General features: G+C 63.5%; 14 protein-coding genes and 1 rRNA gene. 10 read left to right on the top strand and 5 right to left on the bottom strand.

Features of this window, described 5'->3' with window-relative positions; all coding sequences use genetic code 11:
• The 3 genes from VGM51_00140 to VGM51_00130 all read right to left on the bottom strand — a co-directional run.
• Positions 1-109: ribosomal RNA gene (locus tag VGM51_00140) — 16S ribosomal RNA — on the bottom strand; the annotation flags it as partial.
• A gap of 432 nt (positions 110-541) precedes the next feature.
• Positions 542-766: a PEP-CTERM sorting domain-containing protein gene (locus VGM51_00135; GenBank protein ID HEY3411442.1), complete on the bottom strand. Its 225-nt coding sequence runs from the start codon at positions 764-766 to the stop codon at positions 542-544.
• Between the two features lie 300 nt (positions 767-1,066).
• The gene (locus VGM51_00130; protein HEY3411441.1) at positions 1,067-1,285 is read right to left on the bottom strand and encodes a hypothetical protein; all 219 of its coding nucleotides are present in this window, start codon (positions 1,283-1,285) and stop codon (positions 1,067-1,069) included.
• 351 nt (positions 1,286-1,636) lie between these two features.
• Here VGM51_00130 and gap point away from each other — a divergent pair, with 351 nt between their 5' ends.
• The 10 genes from gap (at position 1,637) to xylB (ending at position 11,243) form a co-directional block, all read left to right on the top strand.
• Positions 1,637-2,653, top strand: a complete 1,017-nt coding sequence (gene gap, locus VGM51_00125; protein HEY3411440.1) for a type I glyceraldehyde-3-phosphate dehydrogenase — start codon at positions 1,637-1,639, stop codon at positions 2,651-2,653.
• 96 nt (positions 2,654-2,749) lie between these two features.
• Complete coding sequence (locus VGM51_00120) at positions 2,750-3,949, top strand: phosphoglycerate kinase (protein HEY3411439.1); 1,200 nt, start codon at positions 2,750-2,752, stop codon at positions 3,947-3,949.
• A gap of 87 nt (positions 3,950-4,036) precedes the next feature.
• The gene (locus VGM51_00115) at positions 4,037-4,483 is read left to right on the top strand and encodes an OsmC family protein (GenBank protein ID HEY3411438.1); all 447 of its coding nucleotides are present in this window, start codon (positions 4,037-4,039) and stop codon (positions 4,481-4,483) included.
• 130 nt (positions 4,484-4,613) lie between these two features.
• On the top strand, positions 4,614-5,408 hold the full coding sequence (gene tpiA, locus VGM51_00110) for a triose-phosphate isomerase (protein ID HEY3411437.1): 795 nt from the start codon (positions 4,614-4,616) through the stop codon (positions 5,406-5,408).
• Between the two features lie 107 nt (positions 5,409-5,515).
• Complete coding sequence (gene thiL / locus VGM51_00105; protein ID HEY3411436.1) at positions 5,516-6,487, top strand: thiamine-phosphate kinase; 972 nt, start codon at positions 5,516-5,518, stop codon at positions 6,485-6,487.
• Between the two features lie 9 nt (positions 6,488-6,496).
• Positions 6,497-6,991, top strand: coding sequence for a tRNA (adenosine(37)-N6)-threonylcarbamoyltransferase complex ATPase subunit type 1 TsaE (gene tsaE / locus VGM51_00100; protein ID HEY3411435.1), 495 nt, complete (start codon positions 6,497-6,499; stop codon positions 6,989-6,991).
• Positions 6,969-7,667: a tRNA (adenosine(37)-N6)-threonylcarbamoyltransferase complex dimerization subunit type 1 TsaB gene (gene tsaB / locus VGM51_00095; GenBank protein HEY3411434.1), complete on the top strand. Its 699-nt coding sequence runs from the start codon at positions 6,969-6,971 to the stop codon at positions 7,665-7,667. The genes tsaE and tsaB overlap by 23 nt, the downstream gene beginning before the upstream one ends.
• A gap of 27 nt (positions 7,668-7,694) precedes the next feature.
• A complete protein-coding gene (locus VGM51_00090; protein ID HEY3411433.1) occupies positions 7,695-8,447 on the top strand; it encodes an alpha/beta fold hydrolase in 753 nt (250 codons plus the stop codon).
• Positions 8,448-8,502: 55 nt separating this feature from the next.
• Entirely contained in the window at positions 8,503-9,669 is a 1,167-nt protein-coding gene (locus VGM51_00085; GenBank protein HEY3411432.1) for an insulinase family protein, read from the top strand.
• Between the two features lie 83 nt (positions 9,670-9,752).
• Positions 9,753-11,243, top strand: a complete 1,491-nt coding sequence (gene xylB / locus VGM51_00080; protein ID HEY3411431.1) for a xylulokinase — start codon at positions 9,753-9,755, stop codon at positions 11,241-11,243.
• Between the two features lie 97 nt (positions 11,244-11,340).
• On the opposite strand, the gene VGM51_00075 is transcribed toward xylB, so the two are convergent.
• On the bottom strand, positions 11,341-12,963 hold the full coding sequence (locus VGM51_00075) for a DHA2 family efflux MFS transporter permease subunit (protein ID HEY3411430.1): 1,623 nt from the start codon (positions 12,961-12,963) through the stop codon (positions 11,341-11,343).
• Between the two features lies 1 nt (position 12,964).
• Entirely contained in the window at positions 12,965-14,575 is a 1,611-nt protein-coding gene (locus VGM51_00070) for an HlyD family secretion protein (protein ID HEY3411429.1), read from the bottom strand.
• Positions 14,576-14,634 lie beyond the last annotated feature (59 nt).

Here is a 14,634-nt window from a genome sequence, read left to right as displayed (position 1 = left end):
CGACCGTTCGCCGCTAACACAAAGACCGAAATCCTCATGTCCGCTCGACTTGCATTTCTCAGGCACGTCGCAAGCGTTCGTCCTGAGCCAGGATCAAACTCTCCATAGATTTTATCTGTATCAGCAGGTTATCGCTAACCCACCGCTCAGTCTCGTTTAGAGGTCAAACCCTAGCCAAGAGTTTTGCTTCTTAATCCCTCCCATCAAAGAGAGAGACCAATCACTAGTTCTCAACTAGTTTCTTTGTCCCACCGGCTCCATTACAGAAACCAGCAGGCTCACCAGATACGCTGCTCGATTGTCAAGGTGCTAAGGCATTGCCACCCGGAGGTTCGACCCCGGACGCGTTTTTTAGTATATCAAGACGGTGAACCCGCGTCAAGCGCATTTTCACTTATTCTTAATCTTTCTTGCGGCGCAGCCCGCGGGCCGGGCTTTCGCGACGATATCGTGCTCGGATCGCCCGATTATCACAATGCGCAGCGAGACCGGCACGAAGCCGGTCTCGCTGCGCATTGCTCTGGTTTCCCGCTCCGTCAGCTCAGACCTTGGGTTTCCGAAGGCGAGCGGCGAAGGGCAGCAAGCCGGCCAGGAGCAGCGCCATCGAACCCGGTTCTGGAACCGCGCCTACGACGCCGTCGCCGGCGAAGGCCACGTTCTTCACGTCTATGAAGTCCTGGCCATGGCCGGCCCAGTCGGTGCCGTACCAGCGCAGCCGGTTGACCTTTCCGGTCCACGCGCCGTTGACGGTTCCGGCGCCGCTCATGTTAACGGTCGCGCGCGACCACGTGGGGTAGATCGGGTTGTTCCACGGCGCCTGCGTTGCCCAGACGATGCTGAAATCCTTGTAGCCAACGAGGCTGGCGCCACTGGCATCGTATTGATACGCGCGGACGAAGATCGGGGCATCGCCATAAGGACTCGTGTTGGTCTGCGGGTCCTGGAAGAATCGGGCATCGAACGAGATAGTGGAGCCCGCGGCGCCCAGGTCGATGGTGCCAAGCCCGGCGAGGGCGGTATCCAGGTACAGGTAGTACCACCCGCCTCCCGAGAAGCCATGGCGGGTTCAGCCGACAGTGCCGTCTGTTCCAAACGTAACGGGGCCGGGCGTGCCCTCGAACCCGGTCTGCGGCGTGTAGATGGCGTTTCCGGTGGGTAACTGCGGCGTGCCGGGCATGCCGAAATTGATCTGATGGTCCATCGCCACGTCGATCACGCCCGCGTACGCCGACGTGGTGATGGCGGCGGCCACAAAGAGTGCCGCCAACAAGCTTTTCACGTGCATAACGAACCTCCTGAGGCATTGCCCGCGCCGAGAAGGATTCCAAGCAGAATGCGCAGGCTGGCTCAACCTTCGTTCGCGGCAATATCATTGGCAAGCGGGCGGACAAATGTGGGTATCTGCTCGCGAACGGCCACCTGTTACGCGCTCTGGGCCGCCACGCGGCCGCTCCGTCCGGTGACGCAACGCACGCCGTGACGGAATGCGTCAAAAATGACGCGACTAGTTGCAACCGAAGATAAGCCCGGTGTAGAATGAAATCGGTAAGGGATAAAGATATCTCGATTGGCGTCTCCGGCCCCGCGCGCAACATAATGGGTCCGGGCTTTTCACCAACAAGAAGGAGAGTTTGTTATGGCCGTGAAAGTGGGAATCAACGGGTTCGGACGGATCGGGCGGCTATCGTACCGCGCCATCACCGAGCGTTATGGCGACCAGATCGAAATCGTCGCGATCAACGACCTCAGCGATGCGAAGACCAACGCCACGCTCCTGAAGTACGACACCAACTACCGCACATTTAAGGGCACTGTCGAAACCGATGGCGAAGACCTGAAGGTTAACGGCAAGACACTCAAGGTGTTCAAGGAGAAAGATCCCGCGAACATCCCGTGGGCCAGCGTCGGCGCGCAGATTGTCGTGGAATCCACGGGCTTCTTCACCGACGCCGAGAAGGCCAAAGTACACATCACGGCCGGTGGCGCGAAAAAGGTCATTATTTCCGCCCCCGCCAAGAACGAAGACATCACCATCGTCCTCGGCGTGAACGACCAGGCGTATGACCCCGCCAAGCACAACATCGTCTCCAACGCTTCCTGCACCACCAACTGCCTAGCGCCGTTCGCCAAGGTCCTCCAGGACAATTGGGGTATCGAATACGGATTCATGACGACCGTACACGCGTACACCAACGACCAGAAGGTCGCCGATCAGGTCCACAAGGACCTTCGCCGCGCCCGCGCCGCCGCCGTGAACATCATCCCCACCAGCACCGGCGCCGCCAAGGCCATCAGCCTGGTTATCCCGGAACTCAAGGGAAAACTGGATGGCTATGCTCTGCGCGTGCCGGTGCCCACGGGCTCCTGCGTTGACCTGACCGTCGCCCTCCAGAAGGACGCCTCCGTTGAAGCGATCAACGCCGCGATGAAGGCCGCCGCGGAAGGCCCGATGAAGGGCATCCTCGAATACACCAGCGACCCCATCGTGTCCTCGGACATCATCGCCAATGCGCACAGCAGCATCTTCGACTCCGGCCTCACGAAGTCCCTCTCGCCGAGGTTCATCAAGGTTGTGTCCTGGTACGACAATGAGTGGGGTTACAGCAGCCGCGTAGCCGACCTCATCGTGATGATGGTCCAAAAAGGCCTGTAAACACTGAGGGCTGAGGGCTGAGAAGCGAGGGCTGAGATGGGTTTGTCCCTCTCGGCCCTCAATCCTCAGCCCTTTTCCCTATGGAGCGAAGCGACCATGAATAAGAAGACCATTGACGATATCGTAGTCGCCGGCAAGCGCGTGCTGGTTCGCGAAGACCTGAACACGCCGCAGGACTCCACCGGCGCCATAACGGACGATCGCCGGATCCGCGCGGCCCTTCCCACGCTGAATGCCCTCCTGGAGCGGGGCGCCAAGGTCATCGTGGCCGCGCACCTTGGCCGGCCGAAAGGCACGCCGGATCCCAAGTACACCCTCGCTCCGGTGGCCAAGCGCCTCGGCGAGCTACTGGGAAAGCCGATCCTTTTTGTCAGTGACATCACGGCGCCGGACGCAGCCGCGAAGCTCGCCATTTTGAAGGACGGCGAGATTGCGCTCCTCGAGAACGTTCGATACTACCCGGGCGAAGAGAAGAATGATCCCGAGTTCGCCAAGGTGCTCGCGTCGTTCGCGGACATCTACGTCAACGATGCCTTCGGCGCCGCGCACAGGGCGCACGCGTCCACGGAAGGCGTCGCGCACCTCCTCCCCGCCGTTGCCGGTTATCTGATGGGCAAAGAGATCGATTTTCTGGCGAAGGCCCTCGAAGCGCCCGCCCGTCCGTTCGTCGCGATTCTTGGCGGCGCCAAGGTCAAAGACAAGATCGGCGTTGTGACGAACCTGCTGCCAAAGGTTGATGCGCTCATCATAGGCGGCGGAATGGCCTATACCTTCCTGAAGGCTCAGGGCAAGGAAATCGGCACCAGCCTGCTCGCCGAAGATTTCGTTGAGGCCTGCAAATCCGTTCTGGTCCAGGGCGCCGGCAAGATCAGCCTCCCCGTGGACGCGACCATCGTGGACAAGTTCCCGCTTGGCCTTTCGCCGGAAGATCGCGCCACGCTGAAGGTCAAGTCCGTTTCGGTGGACAACATCCCGGCGGATATGGAAGGCGTTGACATCGGGCCGAAGACCATTGAAGCGTTCAGCGCCGTCGTTAAGTCAGCCAAGACTGTCATCTGGAATGGCCCAATGGGCGTGTTTGAGGACGATGAGTTCGCCACGGGTACCCGCGCCATCGCGCAGGCCATCGCCGACAGCGACAGCCTGAGCATCATCGGGGGCGGCGACAGCGCGGCGGCCATCGAGCAGTTGGGCTTCGCGGACAAAGTCAGCCATATCAGTACCGGCGGCGGCGCCAGCCTCGAGTTCCTTGAAGGCAAGCAGTTGCCGGGGCTCGTGGCGCTGCTCGACAAGTAGGAACGCTCGGCAGGAATTTGTTGTTTCACACCATTGGTGCATCGCAACATAGCGTTATCCATATTCGGTAATCAAGGAGATACGGCAATGGCGGATGAGAAGCATGTCTTCCACGTGCACAGCGTGTGGAACGGTGATAGCGACGGCGATGGTGATCTTCGGATGGAAGACCGCGAGATGATATACGGGCGGCCGCATCAGTTGGGCGGCGCTCCGGGTCGGACGAATCCCGAGGAAATGCTCGTTCAGGCGGTTGCCGCTTGTTACAGCATCACGCTGGCCGTGATCGCCGAACGGAAGCGCCTGCCCATTACTAAGATCGAGGTCGCGGCGGAGGGCGATGTTGTACGCCAGCCGAACAAATCGCTGAAGTTCACGGCGATCCGATTGAAGCCCGTGCTCACGGTGGACAGCGCCGATGAGGGCGTCAGGCAGAAAGCGCTTGATACCGCTCACCACGCGGAAAACTACTGCCTGATCTCGCAAGCGTTGGATTCCGAATTGAAGATCACGCTCGAACCGAGCATTGTATAGAAGACAACCAGGTCGCGATGCATGTCATCCTGAGCGCAGCGAAGGATCTCCACGTAATGTTGAGATCCTTCGCTGCGCTCAGGATGACATATAGCCGCGCTTACCTGAACTCGCAACGAAAGGGAAATGAATGCGACGCAAGTTTATTGCCGGCAACTGGAAGCTGAACAAGACCATCGCCGAGGGGGTCGCCCTCGCCACCGAATTGAAGAACGCGCTGCCCAACCCGCCCTGTGACGTGGCCGTGGCGCCGACGTTCGTAGCCCTCTACGCCGTGGCCGAGGCCCTCAAGGGCTCGAAGATCGCGGTGGCCGGCCAGAATACGTTCTGGAAGGAAAAGGGCGCGTACACCAGCCAGGTTTCGCCGCAGTATCTCAAGGACGCCGGCGCGTCATGGGTTATCGTTGGCCACAGCGAAACGCGCGGGCGTTTCGGCGTTGAGGAGAAGGTGGATGACCCGGCGCAGTTGAAGGTCTTCGGGGACAACGATGCCAGCGTAAACGCCAAGGCGCGTTTCGCCCTTTCCGCCGGCTTGAACGTTATCGTAGCCTGTGGTGAGCTCCTCTCCGAGCGCCAGGCCGGCACGACGGATTCCGTCGTCGCCTCCCAGATCCAGGGTGGGCTGAAAGGCATCACCACGGAAGAGATGGCCAGAGTCGTTATCGCGTATGAACCCGTGTGGGCCATCGGCACCGGCGAAGTCTGCGCCGCCGATGAAGCCGACCGCGTGTGCGGCGTGATCCGGGATACCGTGAAGAAGCTCTACGGCGACGCCGTCGCCGAGGCCGTCCGCATCCAGTACGGCGGCAGCGTAAAAGCGTCCAACGCCAGCGAACTCCTGGGCAAGCCGAACATCGACGGCGCGCTGGTTGGCGGCGCGGCGCTGAAGGCCGAGGACTTCCTGGGAATCATCAACGCCGCATAGTGAAACGATGAGGTAGGAACGAAGAACGATGAATTCCGCATACGGGGTTCATCGTTCATCGTTCCTACCTCATCGCTCGTCTGCGCCTTTGTGGATAGAATAACCCTATGCTAGTTTCAGATCTTGGCGAGTTTGGTCTTATTGCGCGGCTCCGCGAGATGGGTGTTGTGCAGGGGATTGGCGACGACTGCGCGGTGATGACCCCGCCGGCGGGATTCGACCTCGTCATGACGGCCGATGCTCTCATTGAAGGTGTCCATTTCAGCCACGAATGGACGGACTGGGGCCGCCTCGGCTGGAAATCGTTCGCGGTAAACCTCAGCGATCTCGCCGCCATGGCGGCGGCGCCCGCCGGTTTCCTCATCACTCTCGGACTGAAGAACGACACCACGGTTGAAGAAGTGCTGGAGTTCTACGACGGGGCATGCGAGCTCATCGGCCTCTATCGCGCGCCCATCGTGGGAGGCGACATCGTGTCGGCTCCGCACACATCCATCAGCGTGACGGCGTTCGGTTACGTGGAACACGGCAAAGCCGTCACCCGCGCGGGCGCGAAGCCCGGAGACGACCTGTGGGTCACAAACACGCTGGGCGATGCAGCGGCCGGCCTACGGCTCCTGCAGGCAGGAGAACCCAAGGCGTCTGTCTCTTTCTACACTCGCCACACACGCCCGATTCCGTGGCTGCCTACTTCGTGGCTTGTGGCGCAGGCAGGAATCGTGAACGCGATGATAGATCTCAGCGATGGGCTCGCCGGCGATCTGGCGCATATCTGCGAAGAGAGCGGAGTGGGCGCCGTTCTCGATGAAGCTGAGCTCCCAATGAACGCGCAACTCGCTCCGCTGGGCGAGCGGTTTGGATGGGATCCGCTGGACCTCGCGCTGTTCGGTGGCGAGGATTACGAGTTGCTCATGGCCGTCGAACCCGGCGCCGACCGCGTGATGGCCGCGATTCAGGAAGAGCACCCCGCGCCCACCCTCACCCGCATCGGGCGCATCGTTGAGGGTGAGGGCATCTCTATGGTCCGTAACGACGGCTCAACCGTAGCCGTAGAGCCACGCGCGTTCCGGCACTTCTGATTGCAGCCCATGACCATCGCCAACCCACAACAGGGCGTCGTATACCATCTGCCAACCCCCGAGGCGACCCGCGCGCTGGGCGCCGCCGTTGCGGCGTGCCTGCGGCCCGGAGATGTTCTCCTGTTGGACGGCGAACTCGGCGCGGGCAAGACAACTTTCACACAGGGCCTCGCCCATGGTCTCGCAATCCCCGACGACGTGTTGAGCCCAACGTTCGCACTGATGTCGGAGTACCGGGCGGGCCGGGTACAGTTGCTGCATGTGGATGCCTACCGCCTCAACGGCGCAGCGGATGCCGAGCAACTCGGCTTGCACGAGTATCTTGACCGGGGTTGGGCGCTGGTCGTGGAGTGGGCAGGCAACATCCGAGGCGCTTTGCCCGTCGATTCTCTCGAGATTCATTTTGAATACGACGGGGATGCGAGGCGCGCAACGTTCCGCGCCCAGGGAGGCGCCTCCCGGCGCCTGATGGAGGAGTGCCATGCCGCTGGTATTGGGGATTGAAACAGCCACGCAGTGGTGTGCCGTGGCGCTGTGGAACGAGAATGGCCCCCTGGCGTCACACTCGTTCGTCAACGCCATGGAACTCAGCCGGCGTCTGGTCCCCACCATCGAAGCGCTCCTAATGGACGAAGGCCTGACGCCCGAAGATCTGACGGGAATCGCTGTTTCCATCGGTCCGGGATCTTTCACGGGGCTGCGCATCGGCGTGGCGACCGCAAAGACCATGGCCCAGGTCCTCAACATCCCGATCATCGGAGTGGAAACGATGGATGTCATCGCGCTGACCTATGAGCCGTTGCTGTTAGCCGGGACCCGGCTGGCTGTGACGCTCACGTCGAGGCGCGGACAGTACTACGTCCGATGGTATGAACCACCGACGTGCCCCGAAGACCGTACCATCGAGGTGCTCACGACAAACGAACTGAGGGAGCAGCTCGCGCTCTCACACGCCGGCGTGCTGCTGCTGGGCGACGCCGCACTGAATGAAGGCCTCCCAGGCACGGGGATGCCGATTCTGGAGGGCGCACACCGCCCGCACGCCTTGAATGTCGCCTACCTCGCCTATCCCAGAATTGTCCGCGGCGAGAGCGACGACGTCATGACCCTTGCCCCGCTCTATGTGGGGCGCTCCGCCGCCGAGGAGCGCCGCTCCGCGTCGCCCGCCACCGGCGCCTGACGCCTCTTGCCTGACACACCAATACCCATGACACCACCACCTGAACAGATACGTTTCGAAAATGAAGGTCTCAATCTCTATGCGACGCTGCACCGTCCGGCGGGTCCCGGCCCCCACCCCGCCGTGGTGATGTGCCACGGCTTCACCGGACATCGCCTGGAATGCAACAACGTCTTCGTCAAATGCGCGCGGCGCCTCACTGAGGCCGGGATCGCCGCGTTTCGCTTCGACTGCCGCTTCAGCGGTGAGAGCGACGGCGATTTTCGCGATATGACGATCAGCGGCGAAGTGCTGGACGCGGTCAAGGCCGTCGATGTCCTGCGCGCTCAGAACGGCATTGACACCGACCGTCTGGGTATCCTGGGCTTCTCGATGGGCGGGACTGTGGCTCCACTGACGGCAGGCCGCCGAGACGACATCAAAGCCATGGTCCTCTGGGCACCCGTGTCCAATCCATCGCGCCAGTTCGACCGCTTTCTGCCCGATATCGGCGACGCGCCCACCCTCGACATCGGCGGTTACGTGCTGGGCCGGGGGTTCATCGACGACCTCGCAAACCATGCGCCCGTGGAGGCGGCCCGCCGATGGGGAGGCCCCGTCCGCATCATCCGCGGCACCGAAGATCTCGCCGTTACCGAACCGGACGCCCGGGCCTACCTCGATGGGCCGGGACGCCGCGAATTCGTCGCTGTCGATGGCGCGGACCACGGATGGCTCGGCTTCGAGCGCCAAACCCGACTGTTCGATCTGACGGTTGGCTGGTTCCGTGATACGCTGTAGGCGTTTCATTCCCCTCGGGCTCTGGGCGATGGCCGCGGCCGCGGAGTGCCTTCCCGTGCGCGCCGCGCCTGTTGTCTCTTCGCTTCGCAACGGCTTCCGGGTCGTCGCAAATGATGAACCGGAATCGGATCGAGTGGCCGTCCTCCTGATGGTCCGCGCCGGTGACGCGGACGACCCGCCGGACGCGCCCGGCGCTGCGCGGGTGCTCGGAAGGATTCTCATCGAACCCGCCAACCACCGCTCCCCTGGCCGGTTCCCGTTGATGGCCGTGGAAGGCGACGTCCGCGTGGTCACTGAGGGAGACGTCACCACGTTCACCGCCGTCACAACGCGTGCCCAGGCGGCGACGGCGATCCGCCTGCTCGCCGCGTTCATCGAAACGCCGGTCTGGAACAACACCACTCTCATCCGGGCGGTAAAACGGAACGGCGAGGAGGATCGCGACGAAGCGCCCACGGATTGGCAGCGGGACTTTGAAATCTGGCAGTCCCGCCTGGGGCTCGATGTGCCTGCGCCGCCGCTTCCCGACCTGCCGCCGCGAGACACTCTGCGTTCGCTGTTCGAGTCGTGCTACAAGGCGCATTCGATGGTGCTTTGTGCGTCGGGCGACCTTCGAGGGCTCAACGTCTCCGCGGAGGCGGAAAACTGGTTTGGGGGACTGCCGCGGGTGGCCGACACGGTTGTGCGCCGCCATCGGGCGCATGACACCCCCCATCGAAATCCGTCGAACACCTTTGCGTTCGCGGGATACCGCGCCCCGGCAGCGACAGACGGGCTGGCGCCCGCGATGGAAGTGATATCCGCCGCGATGGGATTGGGCAAGACCTCGGCCATTTTCCGCACGCTCCGCGACGTTGAAGGCACCGGGTACGAAAGCGGCGCCGTCTACCCTCGAAGGCTGGCGCCCGGCGCAATCGCGCTCTTTTCGCGCGCTCCGGGGCAAAGCGCCAAGGTCCGCGACGACCTGGCCTCCATCTGGAAGAGCGCCGCGCTGGATACGCGCACGGACTGGGGCAGCGCTCGCGCACGGGCGGTGCAACTCTATGCCTCCAGGCATCAGACAGCGCGTGACAGGGCTTACTGGCTGGCGTTCTGGGAGCTGGCCGGCAATGGCGCCGCCTACGACGCCGAGTACTCCGCAGCGATGCGCTCCGTGGCGGATGCCGCACTGACCGCGGCCGCCCGACGCTGGCTGTCCGGGCCGCCGGTCGCGATTCCTTAGCCCGGTTGTTTGGCCCTCCGGGCGAATGCTAACCTCAGTCACGGCACGGCTGATCCTGATTCCCACGAACGGAGATTAACTCAATGGCAACTCCTCTGCTGATCGGTCTGGACATCGGAACTTCCGGCGTCAAAGGCCTTGCGATTCGCCCGGACGGCGCGATCGCCGCATCGGCGACGCGCGAATATCCGCTCCTGACTCCGCATCCGGGTTGGGCGGAGCAGAATCCCGAGGACTGGTGGCAGGGGACTGTCGCCGTCATCCGCGACCTCGTCGGCGCGGCCGGCGGCGATCCGATAGCCGGCGTGGGCCTGACGGGCCAGATGCACGGCGCGGTCTTCATGGATTCGGCGGGGGCCGTCATCCGCCCGGCCATCCTCTGGTGCGACCAGCGGACCGAGGCGGAATGCGCCGAGATCACCCGAAAGGTGGGCGCCGAGACTCTCCAGCGCATTACCGCCAACCCCGCCCTCACCGGGTTTCAGGCGCCCAAGATCCTGTGGGTCCGTAACCACGAACCGGAGAATTACGCCCGCATCGAGAAGGTCTTGCTGCCGAAGGACTACATCAGGTGGCGCCTCAGCGCTGAGTTCTTCACGGATGTCTCCGACGCGAGCGGCACAACGCTCTTCGACGTTCCCAATCGGCGCTGGTCCGATGAGGTGATGGCCGCACTCGACATCAAACGCGCGTGGTTCGCAAAGGAGGTTGAATCCTCCACCGTTGCCGGTTCGGTCAGCGCCTCCGCCGCGGCGGAGACCGGGCTTCCGGCCGGCGTTCTCATTTGCGGCGGCGGCGGGGACCAGGCGGCCGGCGCGGTTGGCGCCGGCATCACGCGGCCCGGCGTCGTATCGTCCACGGTCGGTACATCCGGCGTTGTGTTTGCCTACAGCGACAAGCCATGGATCGACCCGCAGGGCCGTATCCATACGTTCTGCCACGCCGTGCCGGGCGCATGGCACGTGATGGGGGTGATGCTCTCCGCCGGCGGCGCATTGCGATGGCTGCGGGACACGATGGGATATGCGAGTTACGCCGAGATCAACGCCGACGTGTTGTCCGTGCCGCCGGGGTCGGAGGGGCTCACGTTCCTTCCATACCTGAGCGGCGAGCGGACCCCGCACAAGGACCCCAACGCGCGCGGCGTGTTCTTCGGCCTCTCGCTGAGCCATACTCGCGCCCACATGGCCCGCGCCGTGATGGAGGGCGTGGCGTACGGCCTGAACGACTCGTTCCGCATCTTCCACGAACTCAACGTTCCGCTTCAAGAGGTCCGCGCGGCCGGCGGCGGCGCCAGATCGGATGTCTGGCTTCAGATACAGGCGGATATCACGGGCCTGCCACACTGCCGCCTGAACGTCGACGAAGGCCCCGCGTACGGAGCGGCCATCCTCGCCGGCGTCGCCGCGGGAACCTTCGGGAGCGTCCCCGCCGCCACGGACGCATTCATCAAGCCGGTCTCCACCGTGCAGCCGAACCCGGCCAACCGCGCAGTCTACGACGAGGGCTACGCCAGGTTCCGCGACCTCTACGCGATTCTCAAACCGGAATTTCAGAAGGCCGCGCTCATCTAGCAGGCGGCGGCAGGGGCGTCATCCTGAGCGGAGTGAAGGATCTCGACGTTGCGCTGAGATCCTTCGCTCCACTCGGCAGCGACTCACTCCATCGCGCTCAGTGGCCGGGCGCGGCGTGGGCTTCGCCGGTGCGGGCGTTGCGTAGGAGAAAGATCAGCGGAAGGGCGCACATGAAGACCCCGGCCATCACCAGGAAGGCATCCTCGAACGACAGCATAGAAGCCTGGGAGTTCAGCGCACCGGTCATGACCGCGAGCGCCTGGTCCCGAGCGACGGCCAGCGGGGCGCCCTTTGCCACCAGGCCCGAGGCGAGGATGTGCAGCCGATCCGCGGTGACAGGGTTGTAGGCGCTGAGGTGCTCGCCCAGCATCTCCCGATGAAACGTGATGCGATGATCGAGGAATGTCGTCAGGAAGGCGATCCCGGCGCTTCCGCCCACCTGGCGGGACAGATTGAAGAGCCCTGTGGCCTCCGCCACTTCGCGCCCTCGCAGCCCCGAGAGCGTAGCGAGCGTGAGCGGAAGGAATAGAAACCCCATGCCTGCTCCGCGAAGCATCAACGGCAGAAGCAATTGCTGCTGGCTCGTGTCAATCGTCATTCGGCTGAGCACAACCATTGAGGCGATGAACCCGAATGACCCGATGAACGTCAGGTTGCGCGGCTTGTATTTCGAGACCAGGCGGCCGACGAATGGCATCATCAACCCGGTGGTGAGGCCGCCCGGCAGAAGTATCCAGCCGGTCTGAGCGGCCGTGAAATGCCTCAGATTCTGCAGGAATACCGGCAGGATGAACACCCCGCCGTAAAGGCCGAATCCGAGGACCGCCGCGAATGTGATGCCGGGCGCAAGGCCCGGGCGCTTCAGCACCCTCAAGTTGACCGCCGGGGTGTCCGTGTGAAGCTCCCAGTAGACGAAGGTCGCGAGGCCTATGACGGCGCATACCGTGAGCCATACGATGAGCCGTGACTCGTACCAGCCCTCCGAGTTTCCCTCCTCCAGGAGCGTCTGGAAGCATCCAATCCCCACGGCAAGCAGGCCGATGCCGATCACATCCACTTTGCTGCCGCGCTTCTGGTGTTTGGAGTCGTGGACGAACATGAGGGTCAGCGTTGTTGCCGCGATGCCCACCGGCAGGTTGATGAAGAAGATCCACGGCCAGGAGTAGTTGTCGGTGATCCAGCCGCCCAGCGTCGGCCCGACCGTTGGACCCACCAGAACGCCGATGGCGAAGATGGCCTGCACCATTCCGATTTGCATCGGCGGGAAGACCTCCATGAGGGTAGCCTGGGCCGTCGAGAGGAGGGCGGCGCCGCCCACTCCCTGCAGGATGCGGAAGAAAACCAGCTCGTGCAGGCTTCTGGATGTCCCACAGAAGAACGACGCGGCGGTGAACAGGACCATGGAGCCGGCAAGGTATCGCTTGCGCCCGAAATGCGACGACAGCCAGCCGGTGAGCGGCAGGATGATGACATTCGCGATGATGTAGCCGGTGGAGACCCAGGATATCTGCTGCAGCGTGGCTCCCAGGTTTCCCATCATATCCGGAATCGCCACGTTGACGATGCTGGTGTCCAGCACTTCGAGCACTGTACCCAGCATCACGGCGATCAGAATGACCCAGCGCACGGCTCCCGAGTACTCGCGGTACTCGTCGCCGGGCGGCTCGGGCGGCGGCCCGGTCTCGGCCGCCGCTCGATTTTCGTCCTGAAGTTTGGCCATCTCAGTGGATCGCGATCGTCACGTCGGCGGACATGCCCGCCCTCAGGCGGTCTGCTTCCGGTTGGCCATCGTCGAGGGCGATTTTCACCGGGATGCGCTGAACCACCTTGGTGAAATTACCGGAGGCGTTGTCGGCCGGCAGGAGCGCGAACGTGGCGCCCGTCGCGGCGGAAATGCTGTCAACGTGCCCGTGGAAGACGTGTCCGGGCACCGCATCTACATCGATTTCCGCGGCGCGGCCTTTCTGGACACCGTTCATCTGAGTTTCCTTCAGGTTGGCGACGATCCAGATGTCGCTCTGGGGCACAATCGCCATGAGCGGCGTTCCGGCTTGAACGAGCGCGCCCACCTCCACGGTCTTTTTGCTCACCAACCCCGTTGTCGGGGCGACAATGCGGGTGTAGCTCAACTGCAGTTTCGCCTGGTCCAGGGCGGCGCGGGCCTGCTCGATCTTCGCGACAGCCTGCGCGTGCGAGGAACGGCTGACGGCAACCTGCCCCGACGTGGTTGAAGCGGCGCCCAACTGCCCTTCGGCCTGCTGGCGGCGCGCTTCGGCGGTGCTGATTCCCTCCTGAGCCGCGTTCCGCAGCGCCTGAGATTCGGCGATCCCGGCGCGGGCCGCGGCGGCCGCATCGCGCCCTGACGCGACCTGCGCCTTCGCCTGGGCGACATTGGCTTTTGCGGCGAGCACCTGCTCCCGGGCGGCGCCGAGGTCCGATTTACGGGCGTCGGCTGTTGCGGCGGCAGCCTCCAGTTGTTGTCTGGCGGCCTCTACATTGGCCTGCGCGGAGCGGCTCGTCGTGGCCGCCTGATCGGCGACCTGCCGGCTCATGGCGCCCTGGTCGGCCAGGGCGGAGTAGCGCTGCGCGTCGCGGGTTGCGCGATCCGCCGCCGCCTGCGCGGCATCAAGGTTCGCCTGAGCGCTTCTGGTGGCCGCCTGCGCCGAGAGCACCTGCGCCTGGGACGAATCTACCGCGGCCGACGCCTTGGCAAGCGCGGCGATCGCAGCCTGCACGCCGGCCTGAAGGGTCCGGATGTTGGATTCAGCGCCGCTCGCCTGAGCAATTGATGTGGTGACGGCGGCGTTGGCCCTCGCTACGTCCTGCCGGGCGCCCGCGATGCCCGAATCGGCCTGAGCCACCTGGCCCCGAGCCTGTTCGACCAGCGCGCCACCGGTCTCTCGCGTGAGATCCACGGTGACTCCGGCGCCTCGCCCCTGGGCGATGGCCGCGTCGAGGTTCGCCTTCGCCTGCGCAACGTTGGCCTTAATCGTCGCGTCGTCCAGCACTGCCAGGAGTTGCCCCTTCTGAACGACTTGGTTATCGTGAACCATTACGGCTACGACGGTACCACTCACCTGCGGCGATATCTGGACGACGTTACTGGTCACATAGGCATCATCAGTGCCCGTATGCGTTGTGGCGAATTCCCAATAGCGGAAGCCGAAAACAACGCCGGCGATGACGAGGACAGCCAGCGCGATTCCTACTGCAAGCTTCTTGTTCCCCACGCCCTGGCGCGATCCGCTCTCGGGCGCGTCGATGGTGTACCCGTTGCCATTGGAGGCCGACAGCCTGGGCGCCTCGGTCTCAACGGTCTTCACTTGTGCCATTTCCGTAACTTCCTATCTGAATCAGCAATGCCTTGCTGTCACTTCTTTCAATCAGAACA

This window comes from Armatimonadota bacterium (assembly GCA_036504095.1).
GTDB lineage: Bacteria > Armatimonadota > DTGP01 > JAKQQT01 > JAKQQT01 > DASXUL01.
The sequence above is the reverse complement of the archived record's forward strand: the minus strand, read 5'-3'. Positions and strand labels throughout refer to the sequence as shown.